Origin of the sequence: Streptomyces profundus (assembly GCF_020740535.1) — a bacterium.
Lineage (GTDB): Bacteria > Actinomycetota > Actinomycetes > Streptomycetales > Streptomycetaceae > Streptomyces > Streptomyces profundus.
On the sequence record NZ_CP082362.1, the window covers coordinates 7,000,665 to 7,018,993 of the forward strand.

The 18,329-nt window shown below is 72.7% G+C and carries 11 protein-coding genes and 1 riboswitch; of the genes, 2 read left to right on the forward strand and 9 right to left on the reverse strand.

The window, feature by feature from the left end; translation table 11 throughout:
- Positions 1-19: 19 nt before the first annotated feature.
- A complete protein-coding gene (locus K4G22_RS29380) occupies positions 20-1,321 on the reverse strand; it encodes a pyridoxal phosphate-dependent aminotransferase (RefSeq protein WP_228083497.1) in 1,302 nt (433 codons plus the stop codon).
- Between the two features lie 217 nt (positions 1,322-1,538).
- Positions 1,539-1,676: riboswitch (cobalamin riboswitch) on the forward strand.
- A gap of 290 nt (positions 1,677-1,966) precedes the next feature.
- Between K4G22_RS29380 and cimA the strand changes: the two genes are divergently transcribed.
- The gene (cimA, locus tag K4G22_RS29385; RefSeq protein WP_228083498.1) at positions 1,967-3,577 is read left to right on the forward strand and encodes a citramalate synthase; all 1,611 of its coding nucleotides are present in this window, start codon (positions 1,967-1,969) and stop codon (positions 3,575-3,577) included.
- A gap of 125 nt (positions 3,578-3,702) precedes the next feature.
- Positions 3,703-4,191, forward strand: a complete 489-nt coding sequence (locus K4G22_RS29390) for an Lrp/AsnC family transcriptional regulator (RefSeq protein WP_425336764.1) — start codon at positions 3,703-3,705, stop codon at positions 4,189-4,191.
- Between the two features lie 37 nt (positions 4,192-4,228).
- On the opposite strand, the gene K4G22_RS29395 is transcribed toward K4G22_RS29390, so the two are convergent.
- The 8 genes from K4G22_RS29395 to K4G22_RS29430 all read right to left on the reverse strand — a co-directional run bounded on the left by K4G22_RS29395 (position 4,229) and on the right by K4G22_RS29430 (position 18,277).
- Positions 4,229-4,594: a helix-turn-helix domain-containing protein gene (locus K4G22_RS29395; RefSeq protein ID WP_228083499.1), complete on the reverse strand. Its 366-nt coding sequence runs from the start codon at positions 4,592-4,594 to the stop codon at positions 4,229-4,231.
- Between the two features lie 647 nt (positions 4,595-5,241).
- Positions 5,242-6,498, reverse strand: coding sequence for a cytochrome P450 (locus K4G22_RS29400; RefSeq protein ID WP_228083500.1), 1,257 nt, complete (start codon positions 6,496-6,498; stop codon positions 5,242-5,244).
- A gap of 121 nt (positions 6,499-6,619) precedes the next feature.
- Entirely contained in the window at positions 6,620-7,621 is a 1,002-nt protein-coding gene (locus K4G22_RS29405) for an aldo/keto reductase (protein WP_228083501.1), read from the reverse strand.
- 171 nt (positions 7,622-7,792) lie between these two features.
- The gene (locus K4G22_RS29410) at positions 7,793-8,515 is read right to left on the reverse strand and encodes a thioesterase II family protein (RefSeq protein ID WP_228083502.1); all 723 of its coding nucleotides are present in this window, start codon (positions 8,513-8,515) and stop codon (positions 7,793-7,795) included.
- Between the two features lie 48 nt (positions 8,516-8,563).
- Positions 8,564-9,811, reverse strand: coding sequence for a cytochrome P450 family protein (locus tag K4G22_RS29415; protein ID WP_228083503.1), 1,248 nt, complete (start codon positions 9,809-9,811; stop codon positions 8,564-8,566).
- A 30-nt stretch (positions 9,812-9,841) separates the two neighbouring features.
- On the reverse strand, positions 9,842-11,140 hold the full coding sequence (locus K4G22_RS29420) for an MFS transporter (protein WP_228083504.1): 1,299 nt from the start codon (positions 11,138-11,140) through the stop codon (positions 9,842-9,844).
- Positions 11,130-14,846, reverse strand: a complete 3,717-nt coding sequence (locus K4G22_RS29425; protein WP_228083505.1) for a type I polyketide synthase — start codon at positions 14,844-14,846, stop codon at positions 11,130-11,132. The genes K4G22_RS29420 and K4G22_RS29425 overlap by 11 nt, the downstream gene beginning before the upstream one ends.
- On the reverse strand, positions 14,843-18,277 hold the full coding sequence (locus K4G22_RS29430; RefSeq protein WP_228083506.1) for a non-ribosomal peptide synthetase: 3,435 nt from the start codon (positions 18,275-18,277) through the stop codon (positions 14,843-14,845). The genes K4G22_RS29425 and K4G22_RS29430 overlap by 4 nt, the downstream gene beginning before the upstream one ends.
- Between the last annotated feature and the right edge of the window lie 52 nt (positions 18,278-18,329).

Sequence of the window (18,329 nt, forward strand, 5' to 3'; positions counted from 1 at the left end):
CCTCCGGGCGCGCGCCCCGTCAGTCGGGGACCACGTCCGCCGCGCGTGCGACGGCGTCCCGCGGTTGCGCGCCGGGCCTGGCGGTGACGGCGGCGAGCGCGTCGCCGAGATGGCGCAGCGCCGCGTCGATCCACGGCAGCCCCTCCGGCTCGGGCGACGCCAACGCCGCGAGCCGGTCCCGCTCCGTCTCCCCGTAGAGCAGCCCGGTCGCGATCCGCAGAGTCAGCGTGGAGGCGGGATCCCCGAACGCGCTGCCGGGCAGCGCGGCGACGCCGTGCCGCTCCAACAGGGTGGTGGCCAACGCCGCGCTGGTCGTGACGCCGCGCGCCCGGAGCGGCCGGCCGACGGGGGCGAAGTCGGGGTAGAGATAGAAGCCGCCCCGCGGCGGACGGCAGCGCGCGCCGGCGGCCACCAGCCGGGTGTGCGCCGCTTCGGCGACCCGCGCGTGCAGCTGCCGCGCCCGTGTCACATACGCCGTGATCTCGGGTGGTTCACGCAGCGCGTGGACGGCCACGGCCTGCATGGGCGCGGCCAGGCTGGACCAGATCTCGCTGGCGATCCCGGTCAGCCGCTCGCCGAGGCGCCGCCCCCACGGGCCGGCCGGCAGCCGCGCGAAGCCGACGCGCCAGCCGCCCACCGCGAGGGACTTGCTCAACCCGCTGGTGACCACGGTCTGTTCCCAGCCGAGCGTGGCCGGGCTCGGCACCGGCCCTCGATGGCCCAGCTCGGCGTAGATCTCGTCGCTGATCACCGTCAGGCCCCGGCGGGCCGCCACGGCCAGCACCGAGGCGATCCGCTGCTCGTCGGCGACGGTGCCGGTGGGGTTGTCCGGCACGGTCAGGACCAGCACCCCGGGGCGCGCGCCCGCCGCCTCGGCCCGGCGCAGCGACAGTTCCAGCAGCTCGGGCGCGGGGATGCCGCCGGCGTCCGCGGGGATGGGCACCTCGATCACTCGGCGGCCCAGCAGGGCGGCCTGCGCCGTGTAGGAGACCCAGGAGGGGCGGGGCAGCACCACATCCCCCTCCAACGCGGCCAGCAGGGCGAAGAGCAGGGGCTTGCTGCCCGGTGCGAAGAGCACCTGCTCGGGCTCGGTGGCCAGCCCACGGCGGCCGAACCAGCCGGCCGCCGCCTCTCTGGCCTCCGGCGAACCGACCACCGGCCCATAGCCGCTGCGGCCCGCGGAGGCGGCGAGCACCTCGGTGAGCCCGGGGGCGACGGGCAGCCCGGCCTCGCCGAAGCCCAGGTGGAGCGTCGCCAGCCCGGCCGCCCGTCGCGCCCGCACGGCCTCGTCGATCGCCAGCGTCGCGGAGTGCGCTGTCAAGGGGAACCACTCCTGTCCTGTGGTGGGTCGGCCGCCGGGAGCGAGGGGGCCGCCCCGGCACGGCCAGACGCGTCCGCCCATCCTTCCAGCCACCCACCCCCCGTCGGGGGCACCGACGCGCCCTCGTACGGGGTGAGTCGAAAGCCGCGTATCGCTCCCAAGCGCGTTGGTTACGGACAAACGGCGGTACCTGACAGGGGGGTAGGAAAACCCAACAGGGGTCCGCCGGGCGGGGATTCCCTGCTAATCTGTGGGGAAAGCGCCTGCGAAGTGGGGAAGCCGGTGAGAATCCGGCGCGGTCCCGCCACTGTGACCCGACGAAAGTCGGGAAGCCAGATTGCCGCTCGCAGGTATCACGCGAAGCCCACGAGGATGGAGCTGAAACGTCATGGGTTCCCTGCTGCCCTCACGACATCGTGCCCCGCGCCGCGCGCGGTGTCTCCCCCTATGCTCCCGCTCGTCCCCATCGGGCAGGATCCCGAGGTGAGGGCGCTGTAGCGCCGCACCTCCGTGCTTCCTCCCCCGGGCCGTGACAACCGGCCCTGGTGTGTTCCCGATTCACCTCATCCGGCGTTCCAGCATGCCGGAATTCAATCCGTGGCTCGATTCTTCGTCGAAGTCGAGTGGGCGAGACTGGGAAATTCAATGCGTACACAACCGGCGGGGGCTCCCCTGCTCGATTCCTTTCACATCTATGACACCACGCTGCGCGACGGTGCCCAACAGGAGGGAATATCCTATTCGGTCACCGAGAAACTCGCGGTGGCCAGGCTCCTGGACTCCCTGGGGGTCGGCTTCATCGAGGGCGGCTGGCCAGGCGCGTTGCCCAGGGACACCGAGTTCTTCCGGCGCGCGGCGGCCGGTGAACTCACCCTGCGGCACGCGGCGCTCGCGGCGTTCGGCAGCACCAGGAAGGCGGGCACCAGGGCCGATCGGGATCCGCAGGTGCGCGCGCTGCTCGACTCCGAGGCGCCCGTCGTCACGCTCGTCGCCAAGGCGGACCGGCGGCATATCGAACGGGCGCTGCGCACCGACCCGGCGGAGAACCGCGCGATGATCGCGGACACCGTGCGCCTGCTGGTCGCCGAGGGACGTCGCGTCTTCCTGGACGCCGAGCACTTCTTCGACGGCTACCAGCACGATCCGGACACCGCGCTCGGGGTGCTGGACGCGGCGGCCGAGGCGGGCGCGGACGTGCTGGTGCTCTGCGACACCAACGGCGGGAACCTGCCGCTGCGGCTGGCCGAGACGGTCGAGACGGTGCGGGCGCGGACCGGCCTGCGGCTCGGCATCCACTGCCAGGACGACACCGGATGCGCCGTGGCCAACACCGTCGCCGCCGTGGCGGCCGGCGTCACCCATGTGCAGTGCACCGCCAACGGCTACGGCGAACGCGCGGGCAACGCCGACCTCTTCGCCGTGATCGGGAACCTGGTGACCAAGCTGGATCTGCCGGTGCTGCCGGAGGGGCGGCTCGGCGCGCTGGTCGGCGCGGCGGAGGCGATCGCCGCACTGGCGGACATCGCCGACGACCCGCACCAGCCGTATGTGGGCGCCTCGGCGTTCACCCACAAGGCGGGGCTGCACGCCAGCGGTGTCAAGGCCGATCCGGAGCTCTACAACCACATCGACCCCCTGGTGGTCGGGAACGGGATGCGCGTCCTGGTCACCGAGATGGCGGGCCGGGCGAGCCTGGAGCTGAAGGGGGCCGAGCTGGGCCTGGATCTCCGGGCGGATCCCGACGCCCTGACCCGGTCCATCGCGCGGGTGAAGGAACTGGAGGCGGCCGGCTGGTCGTTCGAGGCGGCCGACGCCTCGTTGGAGCTGCTGCTCCGCGCCGAACTCGCCGTCGGCACGCCCAGGGAGCGGCCCGCGGACTTCCGTCCGGTGTGGCACCGGGTGGTGTCGGAGCACCGCGCGGACGGCACGGTCGTCTCCGAGGCCACCGTCGGTCTGCGGGTCGGCACCGAACGCGCTGAGGCCACGGCGTCGGGGGAGGGGCCGGTGCGCGCGCTGGAGGCCGCGCTGCGGCGGGCGCTCGCGCCCCAGCTGCCGTGGCTGGACACCTGGACGCTGTCCTCCTATCAGATCAGGGTCCTGGACGAGGGCTCCCGGGCGCGGGTCCTGGCCGTCTCCCACGACGGGGAGCGGGAGTGGACCACGGTCGGCGCGAACGCCAGCGTGATCGAGGCCGCGGTGCTGGCGCTCGCCGACGCCGTCGCCTTCCAGGCGACCCGCCTCGCGCGCGGCGGCTGAGCCGGGGATCGCGGGGGCCCTCGCCCCGCCGTCCGGCGCGGGCGCCGAGCGCGGCGGCCGGCCCCGCCCGTCACCATGGGCCGGCCCCGCACCTGCCCGAGGAACAGGCCAGGGAGAGACGTCTGTTGAGCACTGTGAGAACCGGGGCGCGCGTCGACGCGACGGACGCGCGCGTGCTGGCGGCGCTGGCCGAGGAGCCGCGCGCCACGGTCCTGGCGCTGGCGCAGCGCCTCGGCCTGTCCCGCAACACCGTCCAGGCGCGGCTCGCCAAGCTGGAGCGCGCCGGGGTGCTGCGGTCCTTCGAGCGCCGGATCGATCCGGCCGCCCTGGGGCGGCCGTTGACCGCCTTTGTCACGGCCGAGGTGGAGCAGCGCCGGCTCGCCGAGGTCGCCGGGGCGCTCGCCGGGATCGACGAGGTGGTCGAGGTGATCGGCGTCAGCGGCGACATGGACCTGCTGATCCGGGTGATCGCCACCGACGCCGAGGACCTCTACCGGGTCGCCGGCAGCGTCCTGGCCTGCCCCGGAGTGGTGCGCACGAGCACCGCGTTGGCGATGCGCGAGCTGATTCCGTTCCGGCTGACAGGTCTGCTCGCCCGGCTCGCCGAACGCTGAGCGCCGCCGGGCCCGCCCGCTGGCCCGGCGCCTCGGTTCAGTGGCCGGGGAGGACGGTGCCGGGGCCCCGGCCGACGACGCGCTCCTCCCAGACGGTCTTGGCCCGGCGCCGCAGATGGCTGGGCGGTAGGCCGTAGGCGGCGCGGAAGGCCCGGCTGAAGTGGGCGCTGTCGGTGAAACCCCAGCGGCCGGCGATGGCCTGGATGGGGTGGGCGAACATCGCCGCGTCGGTCAGGTCCCGCCAACAGCCCTCAAGGCGCTGCTGGCGTATCCAGGCGGCGACGGTGAGGCCGTGCTGGTGGAAGAGCCGATGCAGATAGCGGAGCGAGATGTGATGGGCGCGCGCCACGCTGCGCGGGGTCAGCTCCGAGTCGCCCAGATGTTCCCGTATGTAGCTCTGCACACAGAGGAACAAACTCTGTTGCGGTGGTGCGCCGGAAAAGGACAAAGCATTGTCCGGCTGCCCCGTCAAGAGGGCGGTCAGACCGTCAAGTGGCGCGCCCAGCGCGCCCTCCGGAGTTAATCGATGCGTGGTCACCGGGGGAGTGGGACCACCGCTCGGCGGCGGCAGCGAGACGGCGGTATCCGCATGGACGAGTTCCATCAGCGCTGCCCATCTGTGCCCCGGGCATTGACAGCTGGACATACAAGCCATACCTTCCCCTTGAAACTCTCTTTGCGCTTTTTTGACGCCGGCGGGCAGTGGAGTCGGTGTGGGATTCGGGTTTCCTGGGCAGGGGCGGACAAGGGGAGCAGGGGCGGCGAACGGCGCGGGCTTGTGTCCCTCCGCGGTTCCCCCCGGCCATGGCTGATATGACGTCTGCCCAGGTCAAAGCGGAGGCAGAGGGGAGTGTGGGCCCATAGCGGGCGCCTGACCCCGGGGTGCGGGGGGCGCTATGATCCCGCGCGGGCCGTGGTACAGACGCGGTCGCCCGCGGGTCTCGTCACCAACCGGAAACGGCGTCTCAACGCGTACAACGCCCTCGCCACCTCCAAGCGGATACGTCCCGGAAACCCGTCGACAAGGCCGAACCAATATGTTCCGGATGTTTATCCGGCGGCTGTGCGGCGGCGGCGCCGTGCGGTAATGGGGACGTGTTTGTAACCGGACACAAAATTCGAGACCATGCGCTCCGCCTTTCCGGCGGACTGGAAGTCCTCGTATCTGTCCAGGAGTTCTTCGAACAATGTCTTGATCGTGACTCTGGCGACGCTGTGCCCGACACAGTAGTGGGGTCCGATGCCGAACGCCAGATGCTTGTTCGGTTTCCGCCGTATGTCGAATGTCTCACCTCCGGGAAACTCGTCGTCATCGCGGTTGGCCGACCCCAGCCACACCACCACGGCGTCACCGGCCGCGATCTCGGTGCCGTGGAGCACCAGGTCCCGGGTGGCGTAGCGGAGCATGTGGTTGACGGGGGAGGACCACCGCAGCGACTCCTCGACGGCCGTGGTGTGCACCTCGGGATGCGCCGCCCAGTCCCGCAGCACATCGGTCTCCACGAACTCGGCGAGCACGAAGTTGGGCGCGTGCGGGGTGGTGACGTTGGCGCCGAGGAGCAGGCTGTAGCAGTTGGCGACGATCTCGCTCGGGGACATGTGGCGGCCCTCGAAGCGGGTGGAGATCAGCACGCTCAGCAGATCGTCGCTCAACTGCTCGCGCCGGAAGGAGACCAGGTCCTGGAAGTAGACGAAGAGCTCCCGGTGAGCCGTCGCCAGGGTGGCCTCCTTGCCCCCCGGCTCCTGGTACTCCGGATCGTCCGCAGCGATGCAGGCGGCGGTGAGCCTGGTGAGCCAGGGCCAGTCGGCCCTGGGCAGGCCGATCATGGTGCCGGTCACCGACATCGGCATCTCGATCATCGCCTGGGCGAAGTCGAACACCCCGCCGTCGCCGAGCGGTTCGACGAGTTCGAGCACCAGGTCGCGGATCATGTCGCGCTGCCGGTCCACCGCCCTGAGCGCCAGGGCCTTCTTCAGCCTGGCCTGCATGATGGTGTGGCGCGGCGGGTCCGTCACCACCAACTGCTGGCCGCCGGCCGGATCGTCCATCCCCAGCAGCTCCAGCATCGTGCCCCGCTCCGAGGTGAACAGCTCGGTGTTGCGCAGCACGAACTCCGTGTCGGCGTACTTGACCACGGACCAGAAGCCCCGATCGGCGTCCACCTGGTGCCAGCTCAGGCTGTCCAACGCGCGTAGCCGCGCCCACTCGGGGTGCGGGTCGCCGCCGCTGTAGAGCGTCGGGTCCACGAGATCCGTCGTCCCCAGGCCCACCGGACATCCCGAGGCGGCGGGGCGATGGTTGGTCATGATCGTTCCTCTCGTTCGAAACGTCAGCGGTTCACGACGGGGGAGGACGGCGGGGGAGGACGGCGGCTCGCCGCGCCCAGGGCCTCCGGAGCGATCCCGGGCCCCGGGCGCGGCGCAGGACCTAGAAGGCCCCGTCCAACCTGGCGCGCTGCTCCTGGGTCAGCACCAGGTCCACCGCGGCCAGGCTCTCGTTCAGCTGGGCCACCGAGGAGGCGCCGGTGATCGGGAGCACCGGGATCTCCCCGCCGATGAGCCAGGACAGCACCACCTGGTTGGGCGTCGCGTCGGCCTCCTTGGCCACCTCGCGCAGCGCGGCCAGCCTGATGGGCGTGCCCGGATGCTCGTAGTCGTGCTCGAGGGCCTTGTCCGCCCGCGTGTAACTGCCGGACAGCAGCGGGGAGTAGGCGACCAGCGTCAGCTCGGGGTTCTCCCGCAGGTAGCTCAGCAGGTCTCCGTCGAGAAGCCCCTGGCTGCCGTCCGGGGAGCGCCGGGCCGGCAGGTCGGTGCGCGGCCGGAGATAGCTGTGCTGGTACTGCAACACCTCGTACCCCGGCAGCCCGGCCGTCGCGGCGATCGTCCTGGCGCGCTCCACCTTCCACGCCCAGTGGTTGCTCACCCCGACAAGGCCGACGCCGCCCTCCTCGACCAGCTCGGCGAAGGCCCTGACGGTCTCTTCGAGCGGCGTGTTCGGGTCCTCGATATGGGCGTACATCACATCGAGCCTGTCCACGCCGAGGAGTTCACGGCTGCGCGCCGCGGCCTCCCGGATCGACTTGGCGGAAAGCCCCTCGATGTTCTCCTGCTTCCCGGTGTCGGCGAAGCTGAGCCCGGCGGCGTTCGGGCGGCCACCGACCTTGGTGGCGATGACCACCTCGTCCCCGATGCCCCGGCTGCGGCGCCACCGGCCGAGCAGCGCCTCGCTTTCACCGCCCTGGGTGCCGTTGAACCAGAAGGCGTAGTTGTTGGCCGTGTCGATGAACGTGCCGCCGGCCTCGACGAATCGGTCGAGAACCGCGAACGACGTCTCCTCGTCCGTGTGCGTGCCGAACAACATGGCGCCGAGACCCAGCACGCTCACTTCGCGGCGAGTGCTCGGGTTCTGGCCAATCGTGCGGTATTTCATGGTTTCCTTCCGTACGGATTCCACGTGCCGACTGGATGCGCCAGTCGTGCACCCTCGTCGCGAAATAGCGGCTCGCGATCTTCGCTTGGACACTATCGCCGGGGGACGAGGGCGTGAAAGGCGGTCTTCGACGAATAGTGCCTCTTGGGTCTTTCCTTCGGAAATCCCCACCTATGCCGTGGTCTCCGAAAGGGTGGCCGTCTCGATCAGTCGCATCACCCGCTCTCCCGAGTCCACCAGGTACATATGTGCTCCGGGTAGTTCCACGAGGGTGAATTCCCGCCGGGTCACCTGGGCCCAGGCGGCGAGTTGCTCCGTCGAGACCAGTCGGTCGTCCGTGCCGCGCAGCGCGGTGATCGGTACGTCCAGCGGCTCCAGCGTGCTGGGCCGGTACTCCTCGTGCATCTCCACGTCCGCGCGCAGCGTGGGCAACAGCAGCTCCCTGATGTCCGGCACGGCCAGCGCCTCGTGGCGGTAGCCGGAGATCTCGCCGACCCGTTCGAGGAACGCGTCGTCGGGCAGTCCGGTGGCGCGCAGGGTGCGTTGGGTGCCGGGCTCGGGGGAGCCGCTGGCGAACAGCCGCAGCACCTCCACCTCGGGGACGGACGCCAGCCGGTGCGCCAACTCGTAGGCCAGCACCGCCCCGACGCTGTGCCCGAAGAGCACCACCCGTGCCGGGCCGCCCAGTTCGTCGAGGAGGTCCGCCAACAGCCGGTCGGTGGCGGGCCGCACGTCGCGGAACGGCTCCTCGTCGATCAGCCGCTCCCGACCGGGGAGGCGCAGCGGCAGGACGGTGCGGCCCTCGCCCGCCCACTGGGCCCAGGGGTGGAAGAACGAGGCGCCAGAGCCGCCGAACGGCAGGCACACCAGGTGAATCGGCGTCGTGTCACTCACAGTTCTCGCTCCTCCGCGTCGGACGGTGGTCGCTTCCGGCGGGCCGCGTCAGCGCGGCAGCCTGCGCTCATAGGTGATCGGCAGGTTCCGCAGGCCCCGGCTGGCCGAGTTGTCGTAGCGCCAGGCCAGTTCGTCGGACGGCACGGCCAGCGCCAGGCCGGGGAGCCGGCGCAGCAGGGTGGTGAAGGCGACCTGTCCCTCGACGCGGGACAGCGGGGCGCCCGGGCAGAAGTGGATGCTGTGCCCGAAGGACAGGTGCCGGTTCGGCTTGCGGGTGATGTCGAGACGGTCCGGGTCCTCGAAGACCTCCGGATCGCGGTTGGCCGAGTTGATCAGCAGGTGGACGAAGCTCTCCCGGGGGATGTCGACGTCCCCCACCCGGGTGTCCTCGGCCGCGTAGCGGGGCGGCGCCCGGTAGACGGGGCCCTCGTAGCGCAGGAACTCCTCGACCGCGGTGTCGACCAACTCCGGTCGCGTCCGGAGCAGTTCGAGCTGGTCGGGATGGCGCAGCAGGGCCTGGGTGCCGTTGCCGATGAGATTGGCCGTGGTCTTGTGGCCCGCGATGATCAACAGGATCAGCGTGGAGACCAGTTCGTCGTCGGTGAAGGCGTCGTCCTCCTCGGCGGTCCGGATGATCACGCTGACGAGGTCCTCGCCCATGGCGTCCCTGCGGGTCGCCAGCAGCTCCACCAGATAGCGCTCGACCGCCTCGCTGACCTCCTTCAGCCGGCGGTTGGACTCCTCGTCGGTGTAGGGAGCACCGCTGAGCACCAGGCCCCAGGTGTGCAACTGCTCCCGGTCCTCCACCGGAATGCCGAGGAATCGGCAGATGACCTTCATCGGGATCTGGAGCGCGAAGTCGTGGAAGAGATCCACCACGCCGGTCTCCGGCATCTCGTCGATCAGATCGTCGGCGATTTCCTGGATGCTGGGACGCAGCAGTTCCATCCGGCGCGGTACGAACGCCTTGCTGACCAGTTTCCGCAGCCGCGTGTGGACCGGCGGGTCGGAGGTCAGCATGTTCTTGATGAGAATGGGGCTGCTCTCCTGCAACGCCTCACGGAACCACCGCGGGGCGTGGTCCACGCTCTTGGCGATCCGGTGGTTGCCGAAGAGTTCGGTAACCGTGCGGTAGTCGGCCACCACATAGGCTTCGGAGTCGGCCGGATAGTTGATTCGGTGCACCGGGCAGGAACTCCGCACTTCCGCGTAGGCGGCGTACGGATTGTCGCCCGGGGCCATGAAGAACTCGGTCGGGAGCGGGTCGCCTGGAGTTGCGGGTATGTCCGTGGTCATTCCTCGACCTCCGCGTTCGATCGCCTTGCTTCAGGACGCCAGTTCGTGGGGAGCGGGCAGCTTGCGTATCGTCTTGGTGAGGGTGGGCAGCGCGGCCAGGGTCCCGGCGACCGCCATGGCGAAGAACACCCAGGTGGGGCCGGCCAGATCGAAGAGCGCGCCGATGCCGAAGATCCCGAGGGGCTGGGCGATCATGCCGAGGAACCCGACCGCGCCGAGGACCCGCCCCTGGAGGTCGTCGGGGACCAGGGCCGCGATATAGCTGTAGATCAGGGCGTTGACCACCCCGGCGCGCAGGAAGATACAGGCGACGATCACGCCGAGCGGCAGCACGCCGGGGACCAGCATCAGCAGCACGGCGCAGACCGGGCCCACCCAGATCGCGTAGTGCATGACGACGGACGGGCGGACCCACTTGAGGACGAGCCCGGCCAGCAGCGAGCCGATCAGCCCGCCGCTGCCGGCGACCGCGAGCGTGGTGCCGATGGTGGCCTCCGAGGCGCCCCGGAACTCGGCGGTGGCGATGAGCGCCAGGAAGACGCCCGAGTGGTTGAACGCCATGTTGGAGCCCATGGCCCAGATGATCAGGATGAGGATGATCGGCTGACCGCCGATGAACTTGAACCCCTGGAGCATGCCGCCCTTGCCCGTGTCCGGGGTCAGGTCGGCGCCGGCCGGCGGCTGGGCGGGCCTGGGCGCCTGCATCGGCTTCCTGATGAACAGCAGCAGCACCGCCGAGATCAGGAAGGCGATCGCCGCGCTCAGGAACGGCAGCGCGCGGGCGATGCCGAAGAGGGTGCCGCCGATCGGCGGGCCGATCACCGTGGCGCCGAAGAAGCGGATCTGGTTCTGCGCCGTCGCCTGGGTGAACTGCGAGGGAGGCACCAGCTGTTTGATCGCCGCCAGGCCCGCCGGGTTGGAGATCCCCAGGCAGCCGGCCGAGACGATGACGATCGCGAAGATCACCACCATGGGCGGGTCGCCGGCCATCACCAGGAAGCCGAAGAGGGCCAGCATCGCGACCCGCGCCACATCGCAGACGATCATGGTCGTCCGACGGTCGAACCGGTCGCTGACACTGCCGCCAGGCAGCGACATCAACCCGGCCACCACCAGCTGGATCGCCCCGACGGCACCCGCGTAGGTCGCCGACCCCGTGGTCGCCAGGATCAGCAGCGGATAGGCGATCTCCGCCGACTCCTTGGCCACCGCGGCGAAGAACTGGCTGATCCACATCGCCTGGAAGTCCCGGTTGCGGAAGAGGGACTTCTCCGGCTCAGGCGGCGCCTGCTCCCGCTCCGGGCTGGTGCTCGTTGACTCAGTGGGCATGGCCCGCCCTTTCGACCCTCGTCAGAACCTCCCGCACCGCGCGGGCCAGCGGCCCCACGTGCGGCTGTGTCAGCAGGGACCAGTGGTCCCCCGTCACCGGGTGCACCTCGACGCCGTCGCCGTACAGCGGCGACAGCCGGGCGCGCAGCCGGCCGGCGCTCGCGCGCTCGACGCCGGCCCGGAACACCACGGCCCGGCTGGCGACCGGCCGGGGCCGGTAGGGCGCCAACGCGCGCGCCTTGCCGCGCAGCAGCCCGGCCAGCGCCGGATCGCGCCGCACCCGGGCACCGACGGTGCCGATGCCCAGCGCCCCGCTCAGCCGGATCCAGCCCTGGCCGACGAGGAACCCCGGGTCCAGCGCGATCGGCAGGCCACGCCACCCCTGGACGAACGCGTCCAGACACACCACCGCGTCCACCCGTTCGCCGGCCCTGGTCAGCTGACGGGCCGCCTCGTGGGCCAGCACCGCGCCGAACGACCAGCCGCCCAGCGTGTAGGGGCCGTTGGGGCGCACCCGGCGCAGGGCCGCCACATGGTGCGCCGCGAGCCGCTCGACCCGGGTGGACCCGGCGGTCCCTTCGGCAGGTTCGGCCAGTTCGAGGGCGTGCACCGGGCGGTCGTCGGCCAACTCCTCGGCCAGCGCCCGGTAGCCGAGCGAGCCGCCGATCGAGTCCGCGATCAGGAACAGCGGCCGACCCCCGCCCTCGCCCTCCCAGGTCGCCACCGCCACCGGCCCCCCGCCCGCCGCGTCGCACGCGTCGGACGCGTCCGCCTCCACCAGGCGCACCAGGGCGCCGAACGTGGCGTCCCCCGAGAACGTGGCCACCGGCACCTGGACGCCGGTCAACCGCCGGACCTGGGTCAGCAGGTTCACCGCCATCAGGGACTCGCCGCCCAGCTGGAAGAAGTGGTCCTGGTCGGCCACCCTCGCCACGCCCAACGCCCGCCGCCACAGCGGTTCCAGCACCTCCCTGGCCGCCGTGCCACCGCGCGGGGCCGGCGCGGCTTCGGCGACGGGGGCCCGGCGGGGCGCGGACCGCTCCGGCTCGGGCGCGTGCCGGGTGAACGGGTACGCCGGCAGCGAGCTGCGCAGCGACCGGCCCCCGTCCGCCAGATCGAGATCGGCCAGCGCCTCGCCGACCGCGTCGGCGCCTCGTTCCCACAGCGCGCCCAGCGCGCCGAGCAGACCGCGTTCGCCCGCGTCGCGCCGCCCCAGCAGGGGGATCGTCAGATGCTCGGGATCCCAGCCCGCATGGCGCCGCAGCGTCCCCACCATCGAGGTGCCCGGGCCCAGCTCGACGAAGGTGTCGCAGCCCGCGTCCAGCAGGGTGCCGGCGCCCAGGTCGAGCCGCACCGGGCGGCGCAGCTGCTCCGCCCAGTACCCGGGGCCGCGCAGCGCCTCCGGATCGGCCCAGCCCCCGGTGGCGTTGGACACCAGCGGGACGTCCGTCGCCCGCGACGGCGTCCCGGCGACGGCCTCGCCCAGCGCCTCCGCCGCCGGATCCATCGCCGCGCAGTGCGACGCCTGCCTGATGTCCAGCCGGCGCGGGTTGAGATCGCGCAGCGCGTCGCCCGCCAGCAGCCGGTCCATCGCCGCCGCCGGGCCGGCGAGCACCACGGCGCCCGTGCCGTGCACCGCGACGGACACACCGCCGTCGCCGTCGAGCCGCTCCAGGACCGTCTCCAGCGGGGCGTTGACCACCGCCATCCCGCCCGGCTCGGTGGCCACCATGGCGCGCGCCCGCCGCCACACCAGGTCCACCGCGTCCGCCGGCGTCCACAGCCCGGCCAGGGTGGCCGGCGCGTACTCCCCGACGCTGTTGCCGAGCATCGCCGCCGGCCGCACCCCCCAGTCGGCCAACTGCCGGCCCAGCGCGTAGCCCAGCGCGAAGAGACCCAGGTGGTGGCGCGTCAGATCGGAGAACCAGCCGGACGACGCGGCGGCCGGGTCGACGACGGGGGAGAGATCGATCCCGTGCCGCTCCGTGGCCCGCGCGTCGACCTCGTCGAACGCGGCGCGGAAACCGGGCAGCAGCCGGTACGGCGCCGCGCCCGCCGGATAGCTCAGCGGACCGTGCCCGGGGAAGAGGAACGCGACCCGTCCCAGGCCGCCCGAGGCGGCCGGGGCCGCCCCGTTCGCCAACAGGTCCGCGGCCTCGGCCGGGGAGTCGGCGACCACGGTGAGCCGATGCCGGAACGCGCGCCGTTCGGTCAGCGACCTGGCCACCTCGGGCAGCGCGGGCGCCGGCTCGGCCCGCAGCCGCGACGCGAGGTTCTCCCGCATCGTGTCCAGCGCCTCGGGGGACGCCGCCGACACCGTCAGCACCCGCGCCCCGCGCCGGCCGCCCACCGTGCGCCGCGCCGGCGGCGCCTGGAGCACCACATGCGCGTTGGTGCCGCCCACCCCGAAGGAGCTGACGGCGGCCAGCCGCACCCCCCGCTCCGGCCACGGCTCGCCACACGCCGCGACCTGGAACGGGGTGGTCTCCAACTCCTGGAGCGGATTGGGCCGTTGATAGTGCAGGGTGGGCACCAGCCAGCCGTGTTCCAGCATCAGCGCCGTCTTGATCAGCCCGGCCACCCCGGCCGCCGAACCCGTGTGCCCCAGATTGCTCTTGACCGCCCCCAGCCGGCACCAACCGGTGGCCGGATCGCCTGAACGAGCCTGGCCAAAGGCGTCGGCGAGCGCGGCCACCTCCACCGGATCGCCGATCGGCGTCGCCGTGCCGTGCGCCTCCACATAGTCGATATCGGCCGGGTCGACGCCGGCCACCCGCTGGGTGTGCCGGATGACCTCGCTCTGCCCGACCACCGAGGGCGCGGTGTAACCCATCTTCTCCGCGCCGTCGTTGTTGATCGCCGAGCCCAGCAGCACCGCCGCGATCCGGTCGCCGTCGCGCAGCGCGTCCGCCAGCCGCTTGAGCACCACCACCCCGACGCCCTCGCTCGGCACCGTGCCGGCCGCCAGCGCGTCGAACGGCCGGCAGTGGCCGTCGGGCGACAGGATGCCGCCCGGCTCGTAGCGGTAGCCGCGCTCCGCCTGGTCCATCACCGCCACCCCACCGGCCAGCGCCACGTCGCACTCGTCGCCCAGCAGGCTCGCGGCGGCCAGATGCACCGCGGTCAGCGAGGTGGAGCACGCCGTCTGCACCGTCACGGCGGGGCCGCGCAGCCCCAGCTTGTAGGCGACCCTGGTGGCGAGGAAGTCCCGCTCCAGGCCGATGTAGCGGGCCAACTCGCCCATCTCGCCGTCGTCATCGACCGGTGGGGCGCTCACCTGGTCGGCGCCGCCGTACACCCCGATCCGCCCGGGGAACCTGGTCGGATCGAGCGAGGCGTCGTCAAGGGCCGCCGAGGCGCACTCCAGGAACACCCGCTGCTGCGGGTCGATGCCGGCCGCCTCGGCGCGGCTGTAGCCGAAGTAGCCCCAGTCGAAGTGCCGCGCGCCCGCCAGCACCCCCATCGCCGGCACGAAGTCCGGATGCCGCACCAGCTCCGGATCGGCCCCCGAGGCGATCAGCTCGTCGACCCCGAAGCGGCTGATCCCCTCGACGCCGCCGCGCAGCGCCGCCCAGAACGCCCGGACATCGCCGGCCCCCGGGAGGCGGCAGGCCATCCCCACGATCGCCACCGGCGTCCGAACGGGCGCCGCGGCGCCGAGGCCCTGGCCGCCGGCCGAGCTCGCCTCGGCCACCGCCCCGCTCACCCGGCACCGCCGGAGTCCGCGCCGAGCGCCGCCTCGACCAGCTGACGCAGCCCGTCGGGCGTCGGCGTCCGCAGGAAGTCCCGCACCCCGAGGGAGACCTCGAAGCGGTCCCTGACCAGGCGCACCAGGCGTACCGCGCCCATCGAGTTGCCGCCGGCCCGGAAGAAGTCCGTGTCGGCGGCCACCTCGGCCGGCGGGCCGCTCAGCACCTCGGCGAAGAGCGCCGTCACCGCCGCCGCCAGCTCCTCCTTCGCCGTGGGGCCCGCGCCCGGATCGGAGCCCGCGCCCGGGCCCCGCCCCTGCCCCGCCGGCGCCGCGACCGACGCCAGCGCACGCCGGTCGACCTTCCCGTTGGCCGTCAGCGGAACGCGGTCCACCACCGCCCACAGCACCGGCACCATGTACGCCGGCAGCCGCGCCGCCAGCGCGTCGCGCAGCGCCGCCGGGTCCACCGTCGCACCGGGCGCCGGCACCACGGCCGCCAGCAGGCGCTTCTCCGCGCTGTCCCCGTCCGAGACCGTGACCACCGCGTCCTGCACCCGTGCCTCAGCGGTCAACTCATCGCTGATCGCGGAGAGTTCGACCCGATAGCCGCGCAGCTTCACCTGGCTGTCCCGGCGGCCGATGAAGCACAGCCGCCCCCGGGAGTCCACCCGCACCAGATCGCCGGTGCGGTACACCCGCTCGGGCACATCGGGCGACACGGCGCCGAAGCCGCGCGCCGTCTCCGCCTCGTCGCCGAGATAGCCGAGCGCCAACCCCTCGCCCCCGGTGTACAACTCGCCGACGCCGCCGGGCGGCACCAGCCGGCGGCGCTCGTCCAGCACATACACCCGCGTGCCCGGCACCGGCCTGCCGATCGGCAGCGGCCCGTCCACCTCGGCCGGCGAACGCACCGAGTGCGTCGTGGTGAAGGTGGTGTTCTCCGTCGGCCCGTAGCCGTTGGTGACCACCAGGCCCGGATGTCGCGCCAACACCCGCGCCACATGCTCGTGCGGCACCACGTCACCGCCCGTCAACAGCTGCCGCAGACCGCCGAGCGCGTCCGGCGCGAACTCCTCCACCAGCCGGAAGAGACCGGCGGTGAGCCAGGCCACCGTCACCCCGCGCTCCGTCAGGAACTCGCCCAGATCGGACGGGCTCGGCAACCCGGGCGGCAGCACCTCCAACGTGGCGCCGGTCAGCAGCGCCCCCCAGACCTCCAACGTCGACGCGTCGAAGGCCAGCGGCGAAAGCCGCAGCACCCGCTCCCCGGGGCCGAGCCGAACGAAGTCCGCCTGGTGCACCAGGCGGACCACCGCGCGGTGCGGGACGGCCACCCCCTTGGGCCGCCCGGTGGAGCCCGAGGTGAACGCCACATACGCCAACCCGTCGGGACCGACGGAATCCGGCCCGTCGCCGGCGGACCCGGCCGCCTCGGCCCACGAGGGATCCCAGACCGGCACCAGCGGAACACCGAACGCCTCCGCCCCGGCCGCGTCCCCCGGCGCCACCAGTGCCGCCTTCGGCGCGGCCCTCTCGACGATCCTCGCGGTGTGCTCGGCGGCGCCCGCCAGATCGACCCCGACATAGGCCGCCGAGGCCCAGACCACGCCCAGCACGGCCACCGCCTCGGCCACCGACCTCGGCAGCGCCACCACCACCCGGTCCCCGGGACCGACCCCGGCGGCCCGCAGCCGCGCCGCCTGCCGGGCCGCCGACCTGGCCAGCTGGGCATAGGTCAGCTCCGCCGACTCGTCCCGCACCGCGACCGCGTCCGGGGCGCGCCGCACCACCCGAAGGAACAGCTCCGCCAACGAAACGGCCGGGAAGTCCCGCCGGACGTCGTTGAGTTCGTCGAGCAGCGCGCGACCCGCCGGCGACACCCCGCGCACCTCGGCCAACCGACCGTCCCCGGCGGCGACCAGCGCCTCGACGGTGGCCAGGAAGTCGGCCACCAGCGCCGTCGCCTCCTCGGCACCGAACACACCCGTGGCGTACTCCAGATGCCCGGCCAGCGCCGGCTCCGCCCGACTGATCAGCAACGACAGATCGAACTGCGCGCCGCCGCCATGCCCCTCCTCCACCAGCGCCGCGAGACGACCGGCCTCGATCCGCCTCGGCACCAGCTGGTCGTGCATCCCGAACGAGACCTGCACCAGCGGATGGCACCCAAGACCCCGCTCCACCCCCAGCCGGCCAACCAACTCCTCGAACGGCAGCTCACCCGCGTCCATGCCGAGCGCCAACGAGTGGTGCACCGACCGCAGATACCCGTCCACCCCCGCGTCGTCGTCCACATCGACCCGCACCGGCACCAGATTCCCCGCGACGCCCACCAGCCGCTCCAACTCCGCGGTGTCACGCCCCGTCACCGGCACCCCGACAAGCAGCGCGTGAGCCCCCGTCCGCCGGCTCAGCGTCAGCGCCCAGGCGCCCAGCAGAAACGCGAACGAGGTGACCCCCAACTCCCGGGCGCGGCCCACCACCGCCGCACTGACGCCGGCCCCCAACACCACCGGGACCCGCGCGCCCGACGGGTCCTGCAACGCCGGGCGCCGCCGGTCGGCCGGCAACTCCAGCACCGTCGGAACCCCGTCCAACCGCTTGACCCAGAACTCCGCCTGCCGCTCCCACACCCCGTTCGCCCGCGCCGCCTCCTGGCGCGCGGCAAGCACCTCGGGACCTGGTCCTGGACGCTCGTCGGGCACCGGCCGCCCCTCGGCCAGCGCCGCGTAGCGCGCGAACACCTCCCGCAGCAGCAGCCCCACGGCCCAGCCGTCCAGCACCATATGGTGCGCCGCCAGCACCAGCGCCTGCCCGCCCGCCGGGCCCTCCAGCCGCAGGAACCGGAGTGCCGGCTCCGCCGCCAGATCGAAGGGACGCCGGCCGAACCCGGCCGCGACCTCACGCGCCCACCCCGTGAACTCCCCTTCCCCGTCGCCCTGTTCGACGATCTCGACGGTGGGCGCCCACCCGTCGAGCACCTCGGGGGCGACCTCGTCATCCGCCTCCCGATACACCGTGCGCAGACCAGGATGCCGGGCCACCGTCCCCGCCACCGCCTCCGCCAGCGGCCCCGGATCCCATCGGCCCCCGGACGCGAAAGCGGTGAAGACCAGGTTGTAGGGGGACCCACCGGTGACCCGCTCGATCAGCCACATGCCACGCTGCGCCGAGGAGAGGGCATCCGCACCCGCCGGCGCCCCGCCGGAGGGCGCCGCCTCGACGGCCGGCACGGTCACCGAGGCGGTGGCGAAGACCTCGGCCAGCGGAGCCGACGACAACAACGCCGCCATCGGCAGCCGCACACCGAGACGCTCCCGCACCACGGCGGCCAGCCGCATCGCGCGGAGCGAATCGCCGCCAAGGCCGACAAAGCTGTGGCTGGCGAAGGTCTCCGTATCGATCTCCGGACCGAGCACGGCGGTCGCGCACTCATCAAACGACATCGATTCTCTCCAGGGCGAGCCGGGTTCGCCGCCACGCCGGCCGAGCCGGGCG